Below are 24,184 nucleotides of genomic sequence, written 5' to 3' on the forward strand. Positions count from 1 at the left end.
TGCCGCAGGCTTGATCTCGCTTCGCAGGCACCGCTGCACCATTTCGCGGCCGCAGCTGGCGCCTGCCAAGAAATATCCAAAGCCTGTCGCGGCGCTCCGCGCTTCGACGCTACGCGCTTTGGTCCTAGCGGATTCGCGAAGAAGATCATTTGGAAGGTTTCAGGCCCGGCGAATTCCACCGCTTGTCCTGTTCCTCACAGCGCGCCTTGAGCTCAAGGCAGCTCACCCTCCAGCACGGGCCAACTCGCTATTTCAAGCGCTACTTCAGCGACACGCGAGATCAGGTGCTCGCATGTCGACGATTTCACGTTCGGCCTGTTTCATTGGCTGGTCCCGGCAATGATGACGAACGCGCAATTCGTTTTTTGCTCGACCGCGCTCCACGGGTTCACGCAGCATGTCGACCTCCATCGTCTCCTTGCCCTACAACTTCGTAGGTGCTTGAACGCCTCAGTCAAGTCGGACGCCCCTCCTGGCGGCCCCTGCCGAGAGCTGCTGCCCTGCAGGAATTTTTTTAATGAACAGGCCTTTCGGATAGCCGGCGTGCTAGCGTCCACCGAGACCATCTTGTCCGCCGCAACACTCTTCCTCGACCAGCGCTCGCTTTTCTTCGGCAGACCACCAACGCCGCACCTGACGGAAACATCGATGCGGTCTCCAATGGCTTATCATGAACGTCCTGAGCGTCGTCAGCTTCTCGAAAGCTAACCTCGCTAGCATGCGAGTGTGGGTTATCTATAGGCGGTGTTACGAACATGAACGCAGGTGCACCCAATATCGGAGCAGCGGGCGGCAATAACGGCGCGGATTTTGACGGAACCGAGGCGGCCGATGAGGCCAACTCGCAGGCCATGCAACAACGCAAAGCTTTCGAAATGGCTCTTGGCATGCTCGCAATGCGAATTGTAAGCGATGCGCAAGCCGATTTAGACTCTGCCATGGACGATACAGAAGAGGATGTTTGATTCGGTCCTGTAAGCCACGAGCGCAAATGTCCATCCATGCAACGATGAGAAGAGGGGACGGAGAGGAGCTTCTCAGCAGCCGGAGGATTCGCACCTCAATGGTGCCTGGTCGTTCAGACAACTTGCCGTAAGCTTGGTGTGACAGTTCTTAGGCTCTTTTCGCTTCGGGCCACTCCGGTCATCCGTATCTTGGTAGCCCAAGACGTCCGGCTCACATGTCGAACGGACTCGCCTTGCTTCAGGCAATCGCCGTCACAAGGCGTCTTATAGGAGTGAGAGACCAAACAGGGTCTTCCTGTCCTCGCGCGCTGTTAGCGACTGTTGACGCGCCTAACGAGTTGGCGCGTCGCTCTTGGCCGCAAATGCGATAGATCGCGCATTGCTGCCGCTTGGTATTCGCCGCGCACCGGGCGCCGAGGCGCGTCCCCTCTTGTGGGTCAGCTCTCACTCCTCGAGACGCCCCCACTCATCCAGTTGTGCCTTCGTTGCAGACTGTTACCGGCACAGAAATGCCAATCAAATCATCGAAAGCGCGGATAATGCTTGGGCACCCCAAGCGACGTGCTTCCCTACGCGCGCTAAGGAGCATGGGAAAGCGGGCGGCAACGCCCGCTCCCATTCTTGGAATGGCGCCCAGATCGGCCTCACCCGGCGGCCTGCTCATTGGCGTCAATGCTCGCCTGGTTGACCTGCCATCCGGATCTATCGACCCATCCTTTACCTTGCTCATATATCGTCTGTGCACCATCCGACGTCAGCTGATCGAGGGTTTGGCCAGCATTGGACTGCGTCACCTTCAGGTTGTTGGCACCATCTTTGTCGTCCCCGAGCCCCTCGACAACCATGGCGTTGTCGCCATTCGTGATGGTGAGCTTGGACGAAATGGTCTTGCCCTTGCCGTAGTCGACCGTATCCACGGTGATCTTCGTGCCATCATCGAGTTGCAGAGTCATGCCTTTCTTAAAATCGAAGTCGTCCTTCCCGTCGCCATTGGCATCGAAATGAGGATCGCCGTGGATCTTCGTCAAATGGCCGGTCTCGTTGTTGCGGACAGTCCAGGTGCCGTCCTTCTCGTCCGCCGTAATTGTATACTTATCGCCAAGGTGGATCGTTACCTTGCCGTCATGAACCTCATGCGACCACACCGGATTAGTTTTCGATGGCGGGCTCTGGTTAACCGCAACTGGGGTCATCGACACAGGCGGTGGAGGAGGAACGAAAACTGGAGTATAGTAGTAGTACGATGGAGTAGCGAGCGGCTGAGGAGTGTACTGGGACTGAGAGCCGGCGCCCGGGGCGCGCCCTTCTTCACCAGCATCGATACTCGCCTGGTCCACCTCGCGCCCGGCGCCGTCAACCCAACCCTGACCTTGCTCATGGATCGTTTGTGAACCATCTGATGTCAGCGCATCGAGCGTGAGGCCAGCGTTTAACTGCGTGACCTTAAGATTGTCGGCACCATCCTTATCGTCACCGAGTCCTTCGACAACCATGGCGTTGCTGCCATTCGTAATGGTGAGCTTCGACGAAATGCTCTTGCCATTGCCGTAGTCGGCCGTATCCACGGTGATCTTCGTGCCATCATCGAGTTGCAGGGTCATGCCTTTCTTAAAATCAAAGTCGTCCTTGCCGTCTCCGTTAGCATCGAAGTGAGGATCGCCGTGGATCTTCGTCAAATGGCCGGTCTCGTTGTTGCGGACAGTCCAGGTGCCGTCCTTCTCGTCCGCCGTAATTGTATACTTATCGCCAAGGTGGATCGTGGCTTTGCCATCATGGACCTCATTCGTCCACACCGGATCAATTGCGGACGACGGGCTTTGATTCTGGGCGACCGACGCGAACTGGGGAGGCGGCGGCGGGGCGAGAAGGGTTGGAGCAACGTAGGCTGGACTGAGGACGGCGGGGGCGACAACGACCGGACTATTTACCGGCAGGTACTGGTAGGCCCCCGCCGGGGCGCCGGCAGCGCCGGCGTACTGCCCCAATGCGACGTTGAACATTGGAACGGTGGGCACGCCTTCAGGCACGAGCCCTACCGCCGGATTGAAACCGCCCACCACGGGAAGATACGGCATTTTCATTCACTCCTATTGCATTGAAGGAAGCGACAGACTGCGAGGACCACCCGCACAATCAACTTGGCACGTTGCGCCGAGGCCCTTCAAAACCAATCCAAGGTCACGGCCAGCAGCAGGCGCTCTCGCGTTTCTTTTTGCAGGTGACAACAGCCTTGATCGGCGGACCACTTCTCCCCCTTGCCCGTCGGCAATCGGGACTCTCACGTCGAGCGTATCCAAGTCGCCGGAAGCTTATCCGGAATACCTGTCGAAAAGCTGACGATAGAATACCTACCAGCACATCAGCTTCCGGATCACCTGAATGTTGAGAGCATGTGATCGCGAACCGCTCCTCATAACGGGCGTCGTAACAACGACATCTTTGGACGCGCGGCCGGCTATCGACCACGCTCTTCTGAAGGATGCCGGTCGAGCCTCTCGCGTGAATGCTCGAGAGGTCTTTAGGAGCACCTGTTCGAAATTGGTTTCGCTCATTATTGCGAGGCCGGGCACTTGCACACGAACAGCACGGTCGTCTTGTTTATCCGCCTGCCCGCGGCCTTTGTGAGACTCGTCAGCTTCTCGAAAGGTAATCCTCCTAGGATGAGAGTGCTGACCTGTAGGCGATGAGTCGTCTATTGAGCGTAGTGGAGTGAACACAGGAGAATGCGATGATTGGAGAAATGATCGGAAGCGCCGCTGGTGGATGGCTCGGTGGACCGTCGGGAGCGGCTATTGGTTCCGCTGTCGGTGGGGCACTCGACCACGCGTTCGAGAAAGTTATTCACACATTGGAGCCTGAGAAGGCTGATGCTGAGAAGGTTGCCAAGGATAATGGCCCTGCCGCAGGAGGCACCCCCCAGTGTAACCATGGCAACGGCGAATTGACGCTCTTGAATGGCGCGCCGGGCGCGCATGTAATGATCTCATTTCCTGCCGTCGTCACGCCAGCTGGTTAGGCTGGTTAGCAGTAGCAACAACTTCCGAACAGAAAGGTGAGTCGATATGGTTTCTCCAGTTGGCGGTTCCCCCGCGGCATCTGAAGTCGCAACGAATCAGCAAACCGGTGCTACGGGGGCTGGCGATTTCGCCGCGCAGCTCGCCGAGCTCGAGCGTGTCAGCAAACAAGCTCAGGCCAACAGCATCGTGATGCGCAGAATTACGACCGAGCTCTCGTCCGAAAAGAAGGTTGCCGACGAGCGCGTGAGTTAGCGCTGAAAGCGGGAGCTGGCGGCCGTCTTTTCGCGTGTTGACTGCTCTTTACAGCCTGACGAATTCGGAACCAGCCGTACGGCAACGCCGTACGGCTTCTCGTTGCTCAGGAGACTCTCCGTGAATGAACCCGCCTCCGTTCATTTCGAAGTGCTATCAGGGCTCTATTCCGGGGTGACCGGTGAAGCGCCCGTCGGAACGAGCCTTATCGGAAGTAGCCTCGATGCCGATATCGTCTTCGTCGAACAGGGGCTCGAGCCCAATCACTTCCGTCTCACGCCGCTGCACGATTCGATGGAGATCGAGGCCCTAGCAGCCGGAGTCAGCATAGAAGGAAGCGGAGATATTGCCGCAGGCAAGCGGCTTGTTATTTCTCTTCCTGCAGTCGTTCATGCGGGCGCGATGTCCATTCGCTGCACACAGGATTCGGGACAAGCATCAATCGGCCTGTCGCGTGTCTCGATAATAGCAGTCGCCTTGGTCTTGCTGAGCTCTGTCGGGATCGCCACTCTTGCGATCAGCTTTCTCTTTGACGGCAGTGCCGGTGCACTGAGCCCCGGTGCGCCCCCTGTCGCAGCACTTCCACCCAAGCTGACGCTCACCGGTCCTGATGATCGCCCCCTCAATGCGGCCGCCGCACAGCTGCAAGCTGAGATTAACAAGGCGGGACTTCTCAATATTAAAATCGGTTCTGGGCTAGGTGTGGTCAGCGCCGAGGGCACCGTGACACCTGCGACAGTCAGTAAATGGCAGGAGGTTCAGCAATGGTTCGATCAGCGTACAAACGGGTCGCTGACACTCGTAAATGGAGTGACCGTGAAGGAGGATAAGCCGCCCTCCTCAATCGCTGTCCAGGCGGTGTGGCGCGGAGCCCACCCCTATCTTCTTATTGGTGGCCAAAAGTACTTCGTGGGCGCGCTGTTGAACGATGGATGGACGGTCGATCGAATCGAGGCGGGACGTGTACTGCTCAGCCGGAATGGACGGCTTGCTGCTCTCCCCTATTAGAGCTCCACCGCCGCAGGAAAGGAGAACGTCATGACCAAGCTGCCCCAGCATCCTGTCGGACTTGGCACCTCTTCGCAAAGGCTCAACACCCACGACCATGCGCCAGCGAACAAGCCGGCCCTGCCTCAAGTCCATAATTTAGAGATCCATGGCACCGATGGCGGTGGCGAGAAGAGGCACGGGTCGGTTTGGCCGGATACCGAGGCGCCGGATCTGCAAATCGAGGCCGCGCTTGATGTAAACGATATTGATGCCGTCTCGCGTGTCAGTCTCAACGAGAGGCGCGTACGGATAGCTGAGATCGATCCCCGTGCGGCACTCGCTTCACTTTATGGCCGCAACCTCGCAACTGGCCTGCTCTCCTTCGTGACACCACGCCTGCGTGATCCGGACGTGCTGCGAGCAGAGAATCATAGTGTTCTTCTGGAGCGCTTGGCCGATAGGCTACGGGCCGGACCGGAGGATTCGGCGCGTGAAGGGACCGACGCCCTGCAGCAGGAGCTCCGGCGGCTCATCCTGCTCCGGCAGAACCAAAACAGCTTAATTGGGAGCTAGCATGATGGACTCGGGCGGAGCGCAGTTCGCCAGTCCACCGCCGCCGGCCGATGCTTCCAAGACCGGCGATGTCCTGCCAATCTCCGGGCAGGAGCGCGATTTGGTCTGCGCAATATCCTTCGTCCACCTTGCGTGTGGACAGAGCGCACGAGCTCTCGCTCTGTTGCGACTCATTGCCCATGACTACTCGCAAGACGTCGACCTGCTTCGCATTCTTACCTATGCTCTCATCTCGGAGGGCTTTGGCGATGAAGCACTTGCGGCGCTTGATAGACTAGACACGCTTGACGACGAGCCCTCCTCGCGTCTGCCTTTGATGCTTCTCCGCAGTCACGCGCTACGACGGGCCGGCCGTATGGACGAGGCGCGGGCAGTCTTTCAAGACTACGTGTCCATGCGTGGCAGGACAGCCCCAACGCAACAACAATAAGAAGGCTCTCCATGGCACACCTTCTTCGTAAGCTTATCGTGCGCGCGCCATTCCACCCGGATTTCATGGTCGCGTTCATGCTGCTTCTGGCAATCGGAATGATGATCATGCCGATGCCGATCGTCGTGGTCGACATGCTGATCGGCTTCAATTTGGGCTTTGCCGTATTGCTGCTGATGGTTGCTTTGTATCTCAGTACGCCACTGGATTTCTCGTCCCTGCCCGGCGTTATCCTGATCTCTACCGTCTTTCGGCTGGCGCTGACCATCGCGACAACGCGGCTGATTCTCGCTGAAGGAGACGCCGGCAGCATCATTCATACTTTCGGTGAGTTCGTGATATCAGGGAACATCGCGGTCGGAATTGTTATATTTTTGATCGTGACCATGGTGCAGTTCATGGTTCTCGCGAAGGGAGCCGAGCGCGTTGCTGAAGTCTCAGCACGATTCACGCTCGACGCTCTGCCAGGCAAGCAGATGGCTATCGACGCGGAGCTACGCAACGGTCATATCGATCAGCACGAGGCACGCAGCCGGCGAGCTTCACTGGAGCGAGAAAGCCAACTTCACGGTGCAATGGATGGCGCCATGAAGTTCGTGAAAGGGGATGCCATTGCCGGCCTCATAGTCATCTGCATCAACATGCTGGGAGGAATCAGCATCGGACTGCTCTCCAAGGGCATGTCGGTCGATGAGGCGTTGCATCAATATACGCTGCTCACCATCGGCGATGCGCTGATTTCTCAGATTCCGGCGCTCCTCCTATCGGTTACGGCCGCAACCATCGTCACACGTGTAAATGGTCCTTCCAAGCTCAAGCTTGGTGCCGATATCATCAACCAACTCACGGCCAGTACCCAGGCATTGCGGCTAGCGGCCGGCGTCTTACTTCTCATGGGGCTGATACCTGGTTTCCCCTTGCCCCCGTTTCTCCTGCTGGCCGCACTTTTTGCCGGGGCAAGCTATGTCAAAGGCGGTGTGCAAGGCGCGAACACGGACTCCAAGACGGGAGCCATCGTTAGTGCTCCGACCTCAACACCAGCGCAGGCTCAAAGGCAAACCATACCTGCGGAAGCGCTTCCGGTCGCGGTTTTCTTTGCACCTAACCTGGTAAACGCGATTGATAGAGAGGAAGTTGAGCAGCACATCGCTCGCATTTCGGCACTGGTTTCAGCCGATCTTGGCATCACGATCCCCCGCATTCCAGTCCAGGTTGATCAACGTTTGGCCCAATCCGAGTTCAGGCTAGATGTGGAAGGGGTGCCGGTTGAACGGGATCGAGTCGATCCGACGCAGCTCGCGCTCATCGACGACCGAGCGAACATTGAATTGAGTGGCATCCCGTATCGGCAAGATCCAGACACCGACCGGATCTGGATCGAACAGAGCCATGCACCAGCTCTCAAAGCGGCCGGGATCGGGCATCACCGTCCGAGCGAAATCATCGCCCTGCGCGTCAGTTCCGTACTGACGCGATATGCGCAGCGCTTGGTAGGCATTCAAGAGACGCGACAATTGCTTGCCCGGATGGAGCAGGAATATGCCGACCTGGTGAAGGAAGTGCTACGCACGACTCCAGTTCCCCGGATCGCCGATGTCTTGCGGCGCCTGCTCGACGAGGGCATCCCGATCCGTAACACGCGGCTGGTCTTGGAGGCGTTCGCCGAATGGAGCGAACGCGAGCAAAACGCCGTCCTGCTCACCGAATATGTCCGCTCCGGCCTAAGACGGCAAATCTGCTTTCGCCATGCCAACGCTCACCGTGTTCTGCCCGCCTTTATCGTCGAACGTGAAACTGAGGATGTAATTCGCAGTGCGGTTCGAGAGACTACCGTCGGGCCGTACCTCGCGCTGGAGGACCGGCATAGCGAGATGTTGCTGTCGCAACTGCGCCAAATTCATTCGGGCGTGCCAGCAGGTCAGAGCCAGCCCGTCATCCTGAGTTCGCTGGATATCCGACGCTTCGTCCGCGGCTTCCTCACCCGCAACGGGATCGATCTTCCTGTTCTGTCTTATCAGGATCTCGCCTCCGATTTTACGGTACAGCCGGTCGGGTCGCTCAAGCTTACAGGTGCCAAGGAAAAAGCTCCGACAGCAGAACAACGCACCCTGCTTGCCGCAAACGGTTAACAGAGCACAGCAGTCGCTTGTGAGATGGACGGCATGAGTTCACCAACAACAACGTTCGCTGCTCGATTGTATGCGTTTCATCCGCCCTCGGGCTTAACTCTCCTCGCGTTATTCGCCACTCTTGTGCTTGGTGGTTGTGCCAGTTTGGATCAAGTTAGAGAGACGCCGCGGCCAGAGTTGCTGGGCGCCAAGGACATCGATCCTGCTATGCGCGAGCGCATTGCACACGCCCTCCTCCGAGTTTCGGACGAGGAGAGTTTGCGTGAGGCTCTGAAGCGAAAGCCAGACAACGTCGATGCGGCAATCTCGCTGACCCAGGCCCTTATGGCACAGAACCGCGCGGGTGAAGCACTTGAGGTAACTGACAAGATCTTGCTTGCAGTTCCTGGTGATTTGCGTGCCCTGAACGCAAAAGGGGTGGCCCTCGACTCCCAGGGGCGTCATGATGAGGCACAAGCGCTATATCGCGAGGCTCTCGCAGCCGCCCCAGGCAATCAGATGTTACGCAACAATCTTGGCCTATCGCTCGCACTTGCTGGGAATGCCGATACCGGATCTGACAGCCTACAACAGCTTTCGCACGAGCCGCGTGCGCTGCCGCGTTCGCCATAGCGTGGCCTTGGCGTAGAACGCCGGATCGTACACGCTTAACGCCTGCGCGTCAGCTCGTCGTCAGCTAGGCTGACTATCAACTTCGCGGTGCCCGACGAGCCTGAACTCCGTGCGAGAGCACTTCACCGATAGGAAACCCAATCACCATGCATGGCCGAATCAATAGCTCCCCTGGCGCTTCCGACGCTGATGAAATCAGACAATCCACCCCCAGCCACGCGGAATCTGATGCAGACAGCCAACGCTTTGCGGACATGTTTGCTGGGATGCACATAGCGGCGCCGAGGGCTAGCTCGTCGGGAGCAAACCCCTCGTACTCCCTCGTTCGCCGACCTCCTGTGGTGGAGATCAAAAGGTCTGAATTCGAAGAAAAGGTGAAGGACTTTTATGGCGATGAAATCGGGGATATCGCCGCCAAATCACAGCAATACTCGCTTCCCGTATCCTCGAAAGCCGCACGCACAGCACAAGTTGCCTATGACCACGGTAAGAAACCTGATTCGGAAAGCGCACGCTATTTCAGCTATCAGTTAGGCAACAAGAGTGTTGGACTTCTGCGAACGGAAGGCGGAGCTAGCATGAGTAATGTGTTCAAAGATGAAGAGGCACGCGCGCGCTGGCGGGAACAGTTTCCCGAACGGACCGAACTCACATCCACTGTAGATTTTCGGGTTACTCATCCTCTCGTGGAGAACGCAGGTGATATTCTTTTGGAACATCAGCTTCGGCTCGACGGCGAACGGCCTTTGCTCCTCTCTCATGCTGTCAACGACGACGCGAAAGCCCGCGCAGCGGCGTTGGGTTTTGTTGAGGTGAGTGACTCGATGATGGTGCTTGACCCTACCAAGCATCCTAACAAGTGGACGAAGAATGATGATGGTGAATGGCAGCGGAAAAACAAGCCTCCATTGTATCTTAAAGCTACTGACACTAGCGGCAGTGGTACCAGAGGGGCCCAGCTTGCTCGAAATACCACGCCGGATTGGGACGACGGTGACTTCATGTAGACTGGTCCGAAGAAGATAGATGACGCGAAGCGACCGGATTGCCAGTGGGTCACAATACCCGTTTTATGTCTCGCCATGCAGCACTTCAGGTTGCTCAAGAAGGCTCATCGCCTCCACGGCCCTCACCCGCGCTAAGCGTTGGTTTTGCTGGTTGGACAAAAGAGCGAGCCGGCTATTCTCATCGAGAGCCGGCAAATCGAGCGGCTATGGTCCGGCTGGCGAAATCCTCTCGGGGCAGCTCACCAAAGTTCCGTGAGTGCCCGCTCGCCGATGCGTCCCGAGGGTGTCAGAAAGGTGATCTTCCCCCGAAAAAATGGACAGGGTTAAGCTGCTTTTAGCTCCATCTCGATCGGGCTGATAAAGCCGATGGCGGAGTGACGACGAGTCCGATTGTAGAAGCCCTCGATATAGGCAAAGATATCCCGTGTGGCTTCTGCCCGTGTTGCATAGTGCCTGTGGTGGACGAGCTCCGTCTTGAGCGTGTGAAAGAAGCTCTCCATCGGAGCATTGTCATAGCAGTCGCCCTTGCGGCTCATTGACGCCCTGAGGCCGGCGGATTGCATCAGCTTGCGGTAATCCGCCGAGGCATATTGAACGCCGCGATCGGAATGGTGGATCAGGCCGGCACTTGACCGCTGCGCCGAGATCGCCATCCGCAAAGCCGCCAAGGGCAGGTCGGCGCGCAAATGATCCGCCATCGCCCAGCCGACAATCCTGCGGCTGTACAGATCCATGACGGCGGCCAGATAGAGCCAACCCGGATCGGTCTCGATGTAGGTGATATCGGCCAGCCAGATCTGGTTCCGAGCAGTGGCGATGAAGTTGCGGTCGAGCAGATTCGGGGCGATCGGCAGGTCGTGGCGGCTGTCGGTGGTCCGCACCCGGCGTGGCCGCGCCATGATGGCCCTGATGCCGTGACGCCGCATCAACCGCTCGATGCGACCACGGCTCGCCCCGCGGCCCTGAGCCTTCAACTCGACATGGATACGCGGGCTGCCATAACGCCCGCGGGTGTCGCGGTGGACCCGCCTGATGTCGTCGACGAGGTCACGATTGGCAGCAGATCGTCGGCTCTCCGGGCGCGAGCGCCAGGCATAATAGCCGGCCGGCGAGACGCCGAGCACGTCGCACAGGAGCGTCACCGGATAGTCGGCGCGGCGATCTTCGATGAAGCGGAATCTCATGTCCGTGTTCCAGCAAAGATCGCGATCGACTTTTTTAAAATGTCGCGCTCCATGCGCAGCCGCTCGTTCTCTCGCTGCAAACGCGCGATCTCTGCCGCGTGGTCCGCCGACGGCAGCGTCGCCTGCGTTGTGGGGCGCCGCGTCGCCGCCGTCGGCTCCAGCCGAGCCCCTCGCTGCTCCATCCACCGCCGCAGCACGGAATCGCGCAGCCCAAGCTCCTTGGCAACAGATCCGATCGAGCGCCCGCTCGACGCTACGAGATCAACCGCTTGCCGCTTGTAGTCGTCCGTAAACGACCGACGTTGACGTCCTTCCATCCGACACCTCCTGGCTCTTCGAGCCTACTACAGGTGTCCATCAATTCGGAGGAGGTTCAAGGATCTCCGAGCAGGTTCTGTGAGTTACCTTACCGAGGAGACTCACATGACGAGCGAGACGACGATTACCCCGTGAACCATTGGACAACTGCTTGCTAGGTGGCAGTGGACCTTGACGACCATGGCGTATTCCACGTCCGGCTCGTGCGAGCCGAGTCGAACAGGCTGACCTTGCCCCCAAGTTTTATCCAATCCTGAGTTCGCTCCGGCTATTGGATTTGCCCGGTTGGGCGGTGGTAGCGACGGGAGCTGGCGCGGAGCCCTCGGCATAGCGCAGCGCCAGATCCCGGCGCGGATGGCAGGTGAAGGCGAACTCGGACGGCGTCTTCCATCCGAGCCGCGAGTGTGGGCGTGCATCGTTGTAATCGGCGCGCCAGCATCCGAGCGCGACGCGGGCCTGGGCCAGCGAGGTAAACAGCGTCTCGTTCAACAATTCATCCCGCAGCCGGCCGTTGAAGCTCTCGATGAAGGCATTCTGCATGGGCTTGCCCGGCGCAATGTAGTGCCAGGCGACCCGGCTCTGATCAGTCCATGTCAGGATGGCGTTGCTGGTGAGTTCGGTGCCGTTGTCGCTGACCACCGTCTTGGGCTTGCCGCGCTCGATCACCAGCCGGTCCAGCTCCCGCGCCACACGGGTGCCGGAGAGCGAGGTATCGGCCACCAGTGCCAGGCACTCGCGGGTGCAGTCATCGACGACGGTAAGGATACGGAAGCGGCGGCCATCGGTGAGCTGATCCGACACGAAGTCGAGCGACCAGCGGTCGTTCGGCGCCATCGCCACCGTCATCGGCGCCCGGGTCCCGATCGCCCGCTTGCGGCCGCCACGGCGGCGCACCGCGAGCCTCTCTTCCCGGTACAGACGGAAGAGCTTCTTGTGGTTGACCAGATAGCCCTCCCGCTTGAGCAGCACATGCAGGCGTCGATAGCCGAAACGACGACGTTCCTGGGCGATTGCCCGCATGCGCTGGCGAAGGCCGGCTTCGTCCGCCCGGGTCGTCTGGTATCTCATGGTCATGCGGCAGCAGCCGATGGTTTTACACGCCCGCCGTTCGCTCATCCCGAAGGCGCCTCTGAGATGGGCGACAGCTTTCCGCTTGGCCGCGGGCGTCACCATTTCTTTCCCACGAGGTCCTTCAAGGCAGCATTGTCCAGCATGGCGTCGGCCAAGAGCCGCTTCAGCCGTGTGTTCTCGTCCTCCAGCGTCTTCAGCCGCTTGGCCTCCGACACCTCCATCCCACCGAACTTGGCCTTCCATTTGTAGATGCTGGCGTCGCTGACGCCATGCTTGCGGCACAGATCGGCAACCGAAACGCCGGCCTCATGCTCCTTCAAAATCCCGATGATCTGCTCTTCCGAAAAGCGGCTGCGCTTCATGCTCTGGTCCTTGTTGTGGGCCAGAACGAACTTCAAGCTGGATTAAGCCCGTGGGGCAAGGTCAAGGCGTTTCCACACGTCTTCACCCAATCGCGGAAACGTGTACACGCCACTCCAGTGGCCGAAAGCGCGCGGCACGCCCGGGCGCGCGATCCATGACACCGCCTCGACAAACATCCGTTGTCCTTGCCGTTGCGTCCGGGGCTCGGTTTGCAAAGACGCAGCGGTTCCATCTTCGTCCATTGGACGTCAATCTCGTTCCATCCGAAGCTTGGATCACAACCGAGCCCCGATGAGAATCCTAAAATCCCAACAGGCCCTAGCGCCTGGATTTAGGACTTTCATCCACGGCGCCGAGACGTAAAGGCCCACGATCGTCGCTCACCTTGGCCACCAAGTGCGGATCGGTCGAGAGCTTGAACGTCTCCAGCCGGTGCGGCTGGAGTCCGAAGGCTCGCCAGATGCCTTGCGCTGTCGACACCGACAACCCGGTGACGTTCGCCATGTCGCGCGAACTCCAATGGGTAGCGTTCTCGGGGGCATTTCTCCAGCGTCCGCACGACCACCGCGTCGATGCGAGAATCGTCAATCGTGCGCGGCGCCACGGAACGTGGCTCGTCGTGCAGCCCGGCCACGCGCCGCTTCACGAAACGATGCTGCCATTTGCCTACTGTCTGCGTGTCCAGGTCCAACTTGGCCGCCACTTCCTCGTTCTGACCGCCCTCCGCGCAGGTCAGCACGATCCGGGCTCTCAGAGCCAGCGCTAGCGCGTTCTTTCGCCGCATTGTCAGCGATTTCATTTCGGCACGCTCGTCATCGCTTTGTATCAAGGGCGCAAGTGGCTGGACCGCGATCAGACCTCCGCCGCTGTTGCCAGCGCTCTTTCGGACAGCGACACGAAGCTACGATTGCGAACTTATATTCGCGAGACTAGCAACCCGGCATCTTCCATGGACTTGGAGGTGATTCGGACTTTTTGTGCATCCGGGAGAATGCACTCCGTCAGCTAATTGTCAGCCAGGCCGTCTACCTAGATAGCCTGCGCATTCTCGCCTGTATCGGAGGTTGGAATATGACGGGGATTGGCCCATCTGGCAAATCGCACGTTGGAGCTGATGGCGCCGACAGCACGTTGAGCAGTTTGCGCTCGGACTCAAGTCTTGCCGCTGGGGAAGGCAGCCACCGGTTCACTTCCGTCGTGAAGCGGATGCGCTCTGGGCCGCAAGATAGAAGCGCGCCCGTTGCCAGCCAGCCGCGCACTTCGGGTATGGCAGTCCCCATTTCCTCGACAGGCGACGAGATCAAGGCAACAAAGCGACAAATGGGTCGCCTGCTTGAGGAACTTGACGCTTGCCGTAAGGCGGCCAAGCAAGCGCAGAACTCGTCGACGGAGCAAGAGCTGCTCGATCAACTCGTCGAGGCAAGCTCAAAACTTCTGGAGTACCGCGCGAGCCTGCCCCCGCATGTAGCGCGTAGCATTCTGTCCGACGATCAGGCTCGCCGACTCCGGGACGAGGCGCTCGATGCGGCGAACAAATGCAACACGCTGGCCACCCCGACTATCTACGCCTTGGAGGAGAGCAGGAAGAGTGCGGCCACCGTGCTCGACCGGATAGTCCAATCCAACCCTCCCTCCGACCAGCTGCGCCGAGCGGTTTCCAGTGTGGCGAACCGCTATTGGGCCTGCATGGAGTGGTGGGGAAAGAAGGCATTGCGCTCGGAACGGATGCAGTCGGTTTGCGAAGCCGCTGCCGCTTTACCAACTACAACGGACGATATGCGGCAGGCCGACGAGGCCGCACTGCGGCTGCACACCGGCTGGGCACTGTATACGAAGTGCATGCATCTGCAATCGCGGGTCGCTCTCGCGCAGGTCATGATTGAGCCGCAGGCGAGCGCGCTCGAACCAGCCGTGAGGAAAATCCTCATGGATGAGAACGGGCAGGTGCGTCTGCTGGGAACCTTCGTCGATGATGTTTTCCCGGCATTCGTCTCGACGCGCGGCGCTGTTCTAAACAAAGGACGCGCGCTGGACGCAGAGCACTGCGCCGTTCTGGAAGGCGTCATGGAGCGCCTTTCGGAATTTGCGTTGGCGTTGCACGACGTCGTCGGAAATCTAAGCGCTCTCGGAACAGGTGCCGACCTCCCATTGGAACTGTTGGGCGAGATTGTGGAAGGTGCGTGGGTCACCGCGGATGAGGCCAAGCGCCTCTTGTCACTGCAGCCGAGGACCCCAGCCATTATTACACCGCCGGCCGACGCTGGGGCTGCGATACCGGCCAACACTACCGGCAGGGCTGTAGTGGCCGAAGGCTCAACAACGCGCAGGAAGGGCAGAGGCAAGCGCACGCCGGCCGAGGGCGCCGGGAGTTCAGCGGCCGGGAGGATGCAGCCACAGCTCGCTACGGCCGACAAGGCCACAGCGCCAGCAGCCAAAGTTCTCGTGCTCTCGGATTTAGGTACGAAGAAGCTGGTGAGCGCGGAGGAGGCGCAAAGGGCGTCATCGTCGGCGGCGGCACACTTAGCTATCTGGCAGGCCCCGCCGTCGATTGAGGCGCTGACGCCATTACTCAAGCGCTTGGACGAACTTTTGCAATTCGATCTGGCTGGACAGCAAAGGGCCGTCTCGCAAGCGCGCCAGATGAAACCCGAAGACGCCGACCACGTCGTAGACACCGTGGTTGAGCGCCTGCAGATGCAGGCGGCCGAGATGCAGGCCTGCGTGGCCGCGTTGGAGGAGCCTCGTCGAAGCGGCCTACTCACGCCTGCGCAAGTGCCCGAGATACACGACAAAATAGTCCGGCTCAACATGATGTCGTCCCAGGCGCTGGGGCTGGCCAAGGCTGCGAAAGAGCGAAAGGCCACGACTATTATTGATTGCATGAAGACCTACGCCTTTCCGTCGCAGAAGTACCTTGAATACTTGCAGGCGGCCGGGGAGTTGGCGCCTGCGGATGTACCGCGCCCGTTAAAGGGCGAGCCAGGGACGCTATTTGAGTTCAAGCTCCAACCCAAGGCGCTGAGCAATGGTGCGACGCCGAGTCCGATGTGGGTGCACATCCACACGAACCGGCCGGTACTTGTGCGGCAATTGGCGACGCTAGATGACGCCGAGTTCGCCGCTTGCCACGTCAAGTCCAATGAACAGCGCGGCTACAATCGGCAATGGCAGAACGCCCGGGCTGCGACGGGTCACGAGAATGTCGTGGTCCACCGCGGCAAGCTTACGCCTGCGTTCTGTAAGTCCTTGTTGAGCACAGTGCTTAGCGGCCATCCACGCTATCCGCTTGCTGAGGCGGAGCACCGGTCGACGCAGGCCGCTCGACACGGGATGTAGTTAGGGGCCTCTCGCGATAGAGTGCCTATTGACGTCCGAAATCGATGCCATCGGACCGTGATCAGGTCATGGGCCTTTAGCACCCGGTAGACTGAAAGCCTCCGCTTCGGTTTATAGCGCTCGTACTATGCGGCAATCAGCGCACTCGTCGTGCGTGAAGAACTTCCAAGCCATTGAGCGGGAGTCGAATTTTCTGGCGAGAGGCGTTTTGAGATTGCAAGCTTTCGGGCTTTGGGGGCCCAAAAGCTTGCAATTTTGCTTTTGAGGATTCCGTCGAATCGCGGGTCATGATTCCTTCGGTGGACCGGAGGGAACGATGAAGCCAAAGGAACGACGCGACGGCGGCCAAGCCGATCTTCTGCGCTCGCGGCTGGACGCGATCATCGACTTGAACCATGCCCTGGTAAAGCTGGCGCGGACGATCGACTGGTCGTTCCTCGAAGAGCGGTTCGGCGCGGTCTACGAGGACAAGCCGGGCCGGCCGCCGCTGCCGACACGGCTGATGGCGGGCCTGGCCATCCTCAAGCACACCTACGACCTCTCCGACGAGGTGCTATGCGAGCGCTGGGTGGAGAATCCCTATTACCAGTTCTTCTGCGGCGAGGAGTTCTTCCAGCACCGCCTGGTGTTCGACCGCTCCTCGTTGACGCGCTGGCGCCAGCGTATGGGCGAGGAGAAGCTGCAAGCCCTGCTGCAGGAGAGCCTTGCGGTCGCCACCAAGACCGAGGCGATCAAGCCGTCCGACCTCAATCGGGTCATCGTCGACACCACGGTGCAGCCCAAGAACGTGATGTTCCCAACCGATGCGCGGCTCTTGAACCGGGCCCGCGAGATCCTGGTTCGGCTAGCCAAGGGCGCCGGCATCAAGCTGCGTCAGTCCTATGGGCGAGTCGGCAAGTTTGCCCTGATCAAGCACCAGCGCTATGCCCATGCCAAGCAGTTCAAGCGCGCCAATCGGGCCTTGAGGACGCTGCGAACCTATCTCGGCCGCGTCATCCGCGACATCGCCCGCAAGCTCGACGGCAACGTCGGCTTGTTCGATGGGGTCGCGCTCGACCGCATGCTGGCGCTGGCGCGATGCGTGCTCGACCAGAAGCAGCGCCAGCGGGGCCCCAAGGTCTACTCGCTGCACGCGCCGGAGGTGGAGTGCATCGGCAAGGGCAAGGCTCACCGGCCTTACGAGTTCGGGGTCAAGGTCTCCGTCGCCACCACGCTATCGCACGCCAAAGGCGGCCAGTTCGTCACCCATGTGAAGGCGCTGCCCGGCAACCCCTATGATGGTCACACGCTCAAGATCGTGATCCCGGAAATGGAGGTGCTGATCGGCAACATCATCGAGCGCCTCGTTCTCGACAAAGGCTATCGCGGCCACAATGCGCCACCCGACTACAAGTTCAGGGTGTTCATCTCAGGCCAGAAGCGGCGGGTGACGCCAAAGATCAAACGCGAGCTGCGCCGGCGTTCCGCCGTCGAGCCGGTCATCGGCCATCTCAAATCCGAGCATCGCATGGGGCGTAACTACCTGTGGCACCGCCAGGGCGATGCCGCCAATGCCGTTCTCGCCGCAGCGGGCTACAACTTCCGGCGTCTCATCCGCTGGCTCGAGCTCTTGTTGCGCCAGTTCCTCGCCCAGCTCACGGTCCGACTTCAATTCGTCCCGAGTTGAAATCCGGCGTTCTTCACGGCCGACGCACTCGCATCGATGAAGTAAATCTTCTTTGGCCATCCCGGTTTATCCCGCCATGCCAAAGGCCGCCTTATCCATTACAGCAACTGTCGTAACATTCATAAACAGACCCGCGCCATCGCGCAGTGTGAAGTATCGATCGTGATGGCCCTGGAAATAAGCTGGGTAAATGTGGGACCGAGCTGGCTCAACGCGAGGTAATGATGCTTGTGGCCGCCTTTGGACGGTTCTTTCTGTGCGTAAGCTGGGCGTAGATCTTCTGGAAATCGGCGCGCTTGCTGTCATAGACGGCCTGAGTCGTGCGACCGAGCGTCAGCAGCGGCCGCAGCACGGCTAGATGGCTATCCCCAAAGCGGTGGGCCAACGCTTCGAGCTAGCTAGCCGTTCGCAACATTGGCGTGAGCGGCGGCGAAGAGCCATGTTGTATCTCACCAATGACCTTGAAGCCGTGGCGTTGATAAAAGGGAATGTGCTCGGGATTCGAACTTTCGAGATACGCGGTAACGCCCTCCTCATCACATCGTTGAAGAGCGTGTTTCATTAGCAATGTGCCAAGCCCTTGTCCGGCACAGTTGGGATCGGTGGCAATGAGAGGCAGATACCAATGTGGCTCGGGCGGATGATGTTCGGCCATTCCCCGCCGCAGGTGTGCCATATCCTCGGTAATCCCCGGGCTCAGGGATTGCGCCATGATTTCGTCCAGCGCCGCCTCATCTTGTTGTACGCCGGGAGGGAGCCACAGGGCCGCGGCGCGAACCCCTCCCGTGACGTACGCTGTGCCATGCTCGAATGCTCGTCCGCCACAGGCGTTGATGAACTGAGGCATGCTCTGAATGTATCGCCTTGCGTCAGGCCAACTCCAGCGCATCAACGGATCGGCGGCAAAGCCGAGGACAATTGTCCAGACTGTGCTTGCGCGATTGTTTGCGTTCGTACATTTGATGTCCGACTCCGCTAGCATATGAGATTTCCAGCTCTCAATCTAGACGTCAGAGTTACAAGTGTGCAGGACAAATGGCTCTGAACGAAAGAAGGATACACGACACAGGCTTTCGTCGGATGCATCGGGCGTCCAGGTTAGCAAATGTCGCACGTTGAGATCGCAGATGACCAACGATCTTTCACACGATCTTATAACCTATCATCCTCGTCTCCCATTGAGCTGTTCTGGTAGGGCCCGACATTCAAAACACGTGCCAACAACGAAAGCCGCATATCTATTGCCCTCAGTCGGATGGTGCCGTTGTTCGAAGCGGACGGCGCGCCTCGTCTTCTCGCGCCAAGCAACCTCGGCAAGCTCTCCAGGGCCGCGATGCCGACCCCATGATCTCCGTCGTAACATTCATCCAATGGATGAAGTCGACGTATTAACTTACCGGCTTTCCTCTTCGTCTCTGAACTTTCGGAGTGCGTCGAGAAGGAAATAAGAAGGAATCGATAAAGTTGTGTCATTCTAGGTGCGGGCAATGCTTGCTTGGCCCAGAATTGTCTCCGGTCGGCCGCTGGGCTGGGTGTGATAGTTCTGGGCCTGAAGTTGAGATTTGCGTCGACCGCGCCGAAAGGAAACTCGTCTCGATATTTGTCGTTAAATGGACGGGTGTCCTTGAAGCATCAACACTGATACACTTTCGTCCATCATGCTCCTGAATGGCCTTGACGCGCATTTCGTAGAGCAAGGGTATCAACGCTCGATCGCCTCCAAGTGCGGGTGAAGCGCAGCTCTCGAAGCCCGGGATGCATCGCGGGTCTTGTACGAATCCCCCTGCCCGAATTCTAACGGGGCATGGAAAGCGAGTTCCGCGACGACAGCCCAGACGCTTGCCCTGCGAATGCACGTGTCGAACCATTTGGCGCAAAGAAGAATTTTGAAAGCTCGCAATTCGAAGACTTGCGAGAGCGTTATTCGTCGCTTCATATTTGCAGCAAATGTGCAAGAAATACGAGATGCACACTTAGCTCAGCTATAGAGCGTCACTCACCAAGGTGGAGGCCACCCGTTAGAATCGCGTCGGATGTGCCACACTTTGATTGGTTCCGAACCAACGGGCACTCGCCTACCAAACCGATGCGATTTGAAAAATCTGACGCCGGTGCAGACGAGGTGTAATTTTCGATCAGCGTGGTTCCGCTGCACCTCGGGCATTCAACGGATTCGTCACGTCTGCGATCGAGAATCCGGGCAGATGTCCGGCTTCTAGGAAGAATATCAACTCGGCCTCATAGGGCGTAGGATCGATGTCCCGCGCCTTTAGCCACTCCGGTTTGTAATAGGTCTGCCGATAGCGCTCGCCCGAGTCGCAGATCAGCGTCACCAGCGATCCCGCTCGGCCGGCGCTGCACATCTCCGAAGCCAGCCGGCACAGTGCGAAGAAGTTGGTGCCGGTAGAGCCGCCGACCGGCCGGCCCAGGCGACGCGACAGCACGTTCATAGCCGCGATCGTCGCAACATCCGGGATCTTCATCATGCGGTCGACCACGGTCGGAACGAAGGATGGCTCACAGCGGGGCCGGCCGACACCTTCGATCAGCGAGGGACGCTCGCAAGTTCGCGAGCGGTCCTGATAGCGGAAGCAGTCGAAGAAGGCGGAATGCTCGACATCGGCAATGCAGAGCTGCGTTGGAAACTGACGATAGCGCAAATAACGCCCGATGGTCGCCGAGGTGCCGCCAGTGCCGGCTCCCATCACGATCCAGTCCGGCACAGGGCGCGGCTCGCCCTTCAATTGGGTGAAGATCGACTCGACGATGTTGTTGTTGCCACGCCAATCCGTCGCCCGCTCCGCGAAAGTGAACTGGTCCATGTAATGTCCGTTGAGACGGGTGGCGAGCGCCGCTGCCTCGGAATAGAGCGCGCGGCCGTCGTCGATCAGATGGCACTTGCCGCCATAATGCTCGATCGCAGCGATCTTCTCGGCCGACGTCGTCCGCGGCATAACCGCATAGAAGGGTACGCCGATCATCTGCGCGAAGTAGGCCTCTGACACCGCCGTGGACCCCGACGAGGCCTCGACGACTGGCGTGCCCTCGTGAATCTGTCCGTTGCAGAGCGCGTAGAGGAATAGCGAGCGAGCCAATCGGTGCTTCAGGCTGCCGGTCGGATGGGTCGACTCGTCCTTCAAATAGATGTCAATGCCGGCGAGAGCCGGCACGATCAGCCGAGTTAGGTGCGTATCGGCCGTGCGGCACTGCTCGGCCTCGATCGCAGCCACGGCCTCGTCCACCCAGCCACGCCGATAGCTCGGCAAGCTCGAGTCATTGCGACTGAAAGACGTGCGCCCGATCGACATAGCGTCTAGCATGAAATAATTCTCTTTGCACATCAAGTCGCATTGCCACGGTCGCTCTGATGCCCGACGCCCAACTTCCGAGCGGCATGGAGGGCTCCCAGACTGCCACGAAGCGCTGCATCGAGTGTTCGCATAGATTTCCGGGTCCATCGAGGCACGACACGTGACGACGCATCGCATTTTCGCTCGTCTTTCTGATCCCTGCAGTTCTTGTCATGGGACACCCGGCTCGTGCCGCCAGTCGAACGTCAGAATTCTGACGAATTGATTTAATCACCTCGCCTTCCTCCAATAAGTTATGCCGCACCTAATTTTGGCCGGCACCAGCCGAAACGCTGCACGACTCGGATTCCTCTCGAGCATTCTGAACCTAGCTCTAGTCATGTTTGATGGGCGCCTCCGATCCAGTCTATACAAAATCGGATCGTGTCGAGCGGTTAACTGATGCGATCATCGGCGGAGCCGCCGCTGGCCTTCATCAAGCAGCGGTATCGGCTCGATCCCGATTCGCCGCGAGCAGTGTTCGAGCGCGTCCAGCTCTGCGTCTGACGTTTCGAGGCATTCGATATCCGGCGAGGAACTTCGCAGGACCAACGTCGTGGGGGCTTTTTAGCATGTGCTGCTACGTCAAGGCGGCCGGCTCATCATGCGCTTAACGCGAACGCGTTCTTCGCGAACCATTATCGGAATGGATACCTTCCATCAAAACAATAGATTTTACTAACTTTGCCGCAATCGCCATAGTCAGACGCCAGCTAACTCAACCATCAATCAGGAAAATGCGTGTGAAACGAATTGTTCGTTTAAACACAGTTGCTCGATGATGGGCAAGCACGAACGGACGATTGCCCAGCTGCGTCCTGGTATGCGCGGTACTGGATTGGGACTGAAGAGGTGTGCTCATGAGGTCTGCGAAAAGCTGGACTGGAGGCTCTTCAATGGTCGGTAGACCCAGGGAGGCGGAGCTTTCGCGTAGTTCTTCGAGGCTGGTCTCGTTTGACAGCATACGCGCGGGCACCCGATCGTGCATTCTCAGTAGGTAGGCTAATCATGAGTTCGGACAGCAAATATCAATCGTTAGAGCAGGAACTAGCCGCCGATGATCCGTGGAGGCTCGACGGTAATCCATTCGAACGCGAGCGTCACTCGCAAATGCTCCGGCTATCGCGCTCGCAAGGAGTGATTTCCCACGCCCTCGAGGTCGGGTGCGCGGCTGGCGCATTTACGGAAATACTAGCACCTCATTGCAAACGGCTCACAGTCATCGACGTTATGCCGCAAGCGATTGCTCGAGCTCGCCTGCGGACGAAACGGTGGTCGCACATAACCTGGATAGCTTCGGACGTTCAGCAATTTTCGACCGTCGAGCGGTTTGATTTGATCGTACTGGCCGAAGTCCTCTACTACCTTGGAGGCCTGACCGACATGCGTGCGACTATCCGCAAGTTGGTGCAGATGCTGGCGCCAGATGGACAGCTGGTTTTTGGGTCAGCCCGAGATACCAACTGCAGACGTTGGGGCCATGCCGCTGGGGCTGAGACTTGCATCCTCATGTTGAAGGAATCGTTGGTCGAAGTCGAGCGAGTGAGTTGCCAAGGTCAGTCGGCTAACGAAGACTGCTTGATCTCCTGCTTTCGGCCGAATTGATACCGGCTCAGGAGGGTGTCAGAACGAGTGTGTAAGCAGGTTTCTGTGAGTCACGACGTTTACACCTGAACTACTGGATCACTGCTTGCTAACTAAGCCTAAAGACCTCACAGGTGCGGACGGGCTTTTCAAATAGCTGAGGAAGACGCTGATTGAGGGACCTGGTGCGGAGCTGACTGATCACCTTGGCTATGAAAAGGGGGACCCGGACCGGCAACGGCAACGGGAAATCGGCCAAGAGCAAGAAGAAGATCGTCATGTTCAGCGCTCCACGTTCAAACCTTATTCCGGCTGATAAGTTGCCCGGGCGTCAGTCATGCAGGTCCTTCCGGACCAAGTGAGGTGCCGTGCAAGCAGCAGTACTTCAACTACCTTTTCTTATAGGCTTACTCCGGTTGGTCCTAATGCCTTGAGCCGATTCATTCGCGAGAAACAGTTTTCTAGCCGATGGGGCGGCGACGTCCAGGTTGAAGGTGTCTTGTCATATTCACCGCCAAGAACTTCAGCGCGCGGGCATTGCCCAGATCAACTCACTGAGGCGTGGCGGTCGCCGCTGCCGCGCAGCTGTGCCGAGGGGACCTCGGCCATCGCCTGCTTGCTACCCGCAATGCCGCGAAACATGCCCCTGCCACGCCGCTCGATCTCCGCATACTTGCTCCGCACGCGCCTCGGGAATGGGAAAGTCGATATATCGCAGCTGTTGGCCATCGAGCGGCACGCCCTGCCCTGAGCATGAGCCGCCAGTCTTGGCGAAATGAACCGCGCCCTTCTTGCCTTTCACCTGCGTGATCGAGCCGTTGGGCAATCGCAGCAAGCTCTTGTTCAACTTGATCCCGGTCAGCACGAAGGCAGCCGCGCGACAGATCGCCCGGTTGGGTGCCGTTAATGCTGTTTTATCATCCGCAGTGCGTCGAGAGCGCGCGGGTTCCTGCTACTGCGCGGCTACGTTTCCAAGAATACCAGCCGGTTCAACTCGGCAAATACATTCCATGGCATATCGCGTACCAGCCCTCGAATGTGGCTTTTATTCAAAACGTCATCGCGCCTTCGAGCCAGCTCGCGGATCAAGAGGCCGAGCGCAAGGAATGAATCGTTGAGCGTCTTGCAGTAATGCAGCGCGTGATCAGCGCGTCCGCATCCATCTTCGCGATCGGCGCGACGCGGATTTCTTTATCGTGTCCTATGGTCAGTCACTGAGTTCGTCGCGCACGGTTCTAGACTCTGGCTCGGGAGTCACGGCAGTGCCATCAACCCACAATGCCCCGTCGCGCTGGCGCCAACGCTCCGATTTCACTGTACGCATCCGGCGACGGCCC

Annotated in this window: 21 protein-coding genes and 1 pseudogene; 12 read left to right on the forward strand and 10 right to left on the reverse strand. The window is 58.9% G+C overall.

Going from position 1 to position 24,184, the window contains the following annotated elements:
- Window positions 1-264: 264 nt before the first annotated feature.
- Complete coding sequence (locus ACH79_RS44880) at window positions 265-399, reverse strand: hypothetical protein (protein WP_256380287.1); 135 nt, start codon at window positions 397-399, stop codon at window positions 265-267.
- Between the two features lie 356 nt (window positions 400-755).
- Here ACH79_RS44880 and ACH79_RS38030 point away from each other — a divergent pair, with 356 nt between their 5' ends.
- The gene (locus ACH79_RS38030; protein WP_161855443.1) at window positions 756-965 is read left to right on the forward strand and encodes a hypothetical protein; all 210 of its coding nucleotides are present in this window, start codon (window positions 756-758) and stop codon (window positions 963-965) included.
- A gap of 644 nt (window positions 966-1,609) precedes the next feature.
- On the opposite strand, the gene ACH79_RS38035 is transcribed toward ACH79_RS38030, so the two are convergent.
- On the reverse strand, window positions 1,610-3,040 hold the full coding sequence (locus ACH79_RS38035) for a DUF1521 domain-containing protein (RefSeq protein WP_161855444.1): 1,431 nt from the start codon (window positions 3,038-3,040) through the stop codon (window positions 1,610-1,612).
- Window positions 3,041-3,693: 653 nt separating this feature from the next.
- Here ACH79_RS38035 and ACH79_RS43415 point away from each other — a divergent pair.
- From ACH79_RS43415 to ACH79_RS38065, 7 genes are all read left to right on the forward strand, one after another.
- Window positions 3,694-3,981 carry a hypothetical protein gene (locus ACH79_RS43415; protein ID WP_202639381.1) on the forward strand — a complete coding sequence of 96 codons (288 nt, stop codon included), beginning with the start codon at window positions 3,694-3,696 and terminating at the stop codon, window positions 3,979-3,981.
- A gap of 46 nt (window positions 3,982-4,027) precedes the next feature.
- Window positions 4,028-4,234 carry a hypothetical protein gene (locus tag ACH79_RS38040; protein WP_028350678.1) on the forward strand — a complete coding sequence of 69 codons (207 nt, stop codon included), beginning with the start codon at window positions 4,028-4,030 and terminating at the stop codon, window positions 4,232-4,234.
- A 120-nt stretch (window positions 4,235-4,354) separates the two neighbouring features.
- Window positions 4,355-5,242 carry a hypothetical protein gene (locus tag ACH79_RS38045; protein ID WP_161855445.1) on the forward strand — a complete coding sequence of 296 codons (888 nt, stop codon included), beginning with the start codon at window positions 4,355-4,357 and terminating at the stop codon, window positions 5,240-5,242.
- 30 nt (window positions 5,243-5,272) lie between these two features.
- Window positions 5,273-5,797 (forward strand): hypothetical protein, encoded by a 525-nt coding sequence (locus tag ACH79_RS38050; protein WP_161855446.1) that lies wholly within the window; start codon window positions 5,273-5,275, stop codon window positions 5,795-5,797.
- A gap of 441 nt (window positions 5,798-6,238) precedes the next feature.
- Entirely contained in the window at window positions 6,239-8,356 is a 2,118-nt protein-coding gene (gene sctV, locus ACH79_RS38055; protein ID WP_161855447.1) for a type III secretion system export apparatus subunit SctV, read from the forward strand.
- Between the two features lie 33 nt (window positions 8,357-8,389).
- On the forward strand, window positions 8,390-8,968 hold the full coding sequence (locus ACH79_RS38060) for a tetratricopeptide repeat protein (RefSeq protein ID WP_161855448.1): 579 nt from the start codon (window positions 8,390-8,392) through the stop codon (window positions 8,966-8,968).
- 146 nt (window positions 8,969-9,114) lie between these two features.
- Window positions 9,115-9,975, forward strand: coding sequence for an Effector protein NopP (locus tag ACH79_RS38065; protein WP_246738299.1), 861 nt, complete (start codon window positions 9,115-9,117; stop codon window positions 9,973-9,975).
- Between the two features lie 323 nt (window positions 9,976-10,298).
- On the opposite strand, the gene ACH79_RS38070 is transcribed toward ACH79_RS38065, so the two are convergent.
- The 4 genes and pseudogenes from ACH79_RS38070 to ACH79_RS45310 all read right to left on the reverse strand — a co-directional run.
- Window positions 10,299-11,476, reverse strand: a protein-coding gene (locus ACH79_RS38070) for an IS3 family transposase (protein ID WP_246738128.1) whose coding sequence is annotated in 2 segments (ribosomal slippage) — window positions 10,299-11,179 and window positions 11,179-11,476 — 1,179 coding nt in all. Because the reading frame shifts where the segments join, the coding sequence is not laid out codon by codon here.
- Between the two features lie 244 nt (window positions 11,477-11,720).
- A protein-coding gene (locus ACH79_RS38075; protein WP_161856782.1) for an IS3 family transposase occupies window positions 11,721-12,910 on the reverse strand; the annotation gives its coding sequence in 2 pieces (ribosomal slippage) (window positions 11,721-12,661 and window positions 12,661-12,910; 1,191 coding nt in all).
- A 319-nt stretch (window positions 12,911-13,229) separates the two neighbouring features.
- Window positions 13,230-13,415 (reverse strand): hypothetical protein, encoded by a 186-nt coding sequence (locus ACH79_RS44510; protein ID WP_246738300.1) that lies wholly within the window; start codon window positions 13,413-13,415, stop codon window positions 13,230-13,232.
- Between the two features lie 136 nt (window positions 13,416-13,551).
- Window positions 13,552-13,710 (reverse strand): annotated as a pseudogene (locus ACH79_RS45310) (helix-turn-helix domain-containing protein); the annotation flags it as partial.
- Window positions 13,711-13,982: 272 nt separating this feature from the next.
- Between ACH79_RS45310 and ACH79_RS38085 the strand changes: the two are divergent.
- Window positions 13,983-16,247: a hypothetical protein gene (locus ACH79_RS38085; RefSeq protein ID WP_161855450.1), complete on the forward strand. Its 2,265-nt coding sequence runs from the start codon at window positions 13,983-13,985 to the stop codon at window positions 16,245-16,247.
- A gap of 316 nt (window positions 16,248-16,563) precedes the next feature.
- A complete protein-coding gene (locus ACH79_RS38090) occupies window positions 16,564-17,913 on the forward strand; it encodes an IS5 family transposase (RefSeq protein ID WP_161853446.1) in 1,350 nt (449 codons plus the stop codon).
- Between the two features lie 208 nt (window positions 17,914-18,121).
- Here the strand turns inward: ACH79_RS38090 and ACH79_RS38095 are convergent, their stop codons facing one another.
- The 3 genes from ACH79_RS38095 to ACH79_RS38105 form a co-directional block, all read right to left on the reverse strand.
- Window positions 18,122-18,265, reverse strand: a complete 144-nt coding sequence (locus ACH79_RS38095; protein ID WP_161855451.1) for a hypothetical protein — start codon at window positions 18,263-18,265, stop codon at window positions 18,122-18,124.
- A 42-nt stretch (window positions 18,266-18,307) separates the two neighbouring features.
- Window positions 18,308-18,760 carry an N-acetyltransferase gene (locus ACH79_RS38100; RefSeq protein ID WP_161856783.1) on the reverse strand — a complete coding sequence of 151 codons (453 nt, stop codon included), beginning with the start codon at window positions 18,758-18,760 and terminating at the stop codon, window positions 18,308-18,310.
- 1,288 nt (window positions 18,761-20,048) lie between these two features.
- Entirely contained in the window at window positions 20,049-21,233 is a 1,185-nt protein-coding gene (locus ACH79_RS38105) for a PLP-dependent cysteine synthase family protein (protein ID WP_371419325.1), read from the reverse strand.
- A 1,038-nt stretch (window positions 21,234-22,271) separates the two neighbouring features.
- On the opposite strand from ACH79_RS38105, the gene nodS reads away from it, so the two are divergent.
- The gene (gene nodS / locus ACH79_RS38110) at window positions 22,272-22,868 is read left to right on the forward strand and encodes a nodulation methyltransferase NodS (RefSeq protein ID WP_161855452.1); all 597 of its coding nucleotides are present in this window, start codon (window positions 22,272-22,274) and stop codon (window positions 22,866-22,868) included.
- 598 nt (window positions 22,869-23,466) lie between these two features.
- Here the strand turns inward: nodS and ACH79_RS38115 are convergent.
- Window positions 23,467-23,712, reverse strand: coding sequence for a hypothetical protein (locus ACH79_RS38115; protein ID WP_161855453.1), 246 nt, complete (start codon window positions 23,710-23,712; stop codon window positions 23,467-23,469).
- A 41-nt stretch (window positions 23,713-23,753) separates the two neighbouring features.
- Between ACH79_RS38115 and ACH79_RS38120 the strand changes: the two genes are divergently transcribed.
- Window positions 23,754-23,957: a hypothetical protein gene (locus ACH79_RS38120; protein ID WP_161855454.1), complete on the forward strand. Its 204-nt coding sequence runs from the start codon at window positions 23,754-23,756 to the stop codon at window positions 23,955-23,957.
- Window positions 23,958-24,184 lie beyond the last annotated feature (227 nt).

It is taken from the genome of Bradyrhizobium sp. CCBAU 051011 (assembly GCF_009930815.1).
Taxonomy (GTDB): Bacteria; Pseudomonadota; Alphaproteobacteria; order Rhizobiales; family Xanthobacteraceae; genus Bradyrhizobium.

Bases quoted from the DNA above. Each gene is read 5' to 3' on its own strand.
- ACH79_RS44880 (WP_256380287.1), bottom strand. From the start codon at position 399: ATGCTGCGTGAACCCGTGGAGCGCGGTCGAGCAAAAAACGAATTGCGC.
- ACH79_RS38030 (WP_161855443.1), top strand. From the start codon at position 756: ATGAACGCAGGTGCACCCAATATCGGAGCAGCGGGCGGCAATAACGGC.
- ACH79_RS38035 (WP_161855444.1), bottom strand. From the start codon at position 3,040: ATGCCGTATCTTCCCGTGGTGGGCGGTTTCAATCCGGCGGTAGGGCTC.
- ACH79_RS43415 (WP_202639381.1), top strand. From the start codon at position 3,694: ATGATTGGAGAAATGATCGGAAGCGCCGCTGGTGGATGGCTCGGTGGA.
- ACH79_RS38040 (WP_028350678.1), top strand. From the start codon at position 4,028: ATGGTTTCTCCAGTTGGCGGTTCCCCCGCGGCATCTGAAGTCGCAACG.
- ACH79_RS38050 (WP_161855446.1), top strand. From the start codon at position 5,273: ATGACCAAGCTGCCCCAGCATCCTGTCGGACTTGGCACCTCTTCGCAA.
- sctV (WP_161855447.1), top strand. From the start codon at position 6,239: ATGGCACACCTTCTTCGTAAGCTTATCGTGCGCGCGCCATTCCACCCG.
- ACH79_RS38060 (WP_161855448.1), top strand. From the start codon at position 8,390: ATGAGTTCACCAACAACAACGTTCGCTGCTCGATTGTATGCGTTTCAT.
- ACH79_RS38065 (WP_246738299.1), top strand. From the start codon at position 9,115: ATGCATGGCCGAATCAATAGCTCCCCTGGCGCTTCCGACGCTGATGAA.
- ACH79_RS44510 (WP_246738300.1), bottom strand. From the start codon at position 13,415: ATGGCGAACGTCACCGGGTTGTCGGTGTCGACAGCGCAAGGCATCTGG.
- ACH79_RS38085 (WP_161855450.1), top strand. From the start codon at position 13,983: ATGACGGGGATTGGCCCATCTGGCAAATCGCACGTTGGAGCTGATGGC.
- ACH79_RS38090 (WP_161853446.1), top strand. From the start codon at position 16,564: ATGAAGCCAAAGGAACGACGCGACGGCGGCCAAGCCGATCTTCTGCGC.
- ACH79_RS38100 (WP_161856783.1), bottom strand. From the start codon at position 18,760: ATGCCTCAGTTCATCAACGCCTGTGGCGGACGAGCATTCGAGCATGGC.
- ACH79_RS38105 (WP_371419325.1), bottom strand. From the start codon at position 21,233: ATGCTAGACGCTATGTCGATCGGGCGCACGTCTTTCAGTCGCAATGAC.
- nodS (WP_161855452.1), top strand. From the start codon at position 22,272: ATGAGTTCGGACAGCAAATATCAATCGTTAGAGCAGGAACTAGCCGCC.
- ACH79_RS38120 (WP_161855454.1), top strand. From the start codon at position 23,754: ATGCTGTTTTATCATCCGCAGTGCGTCGAGAGCGCGCGGGTTCCTGCT.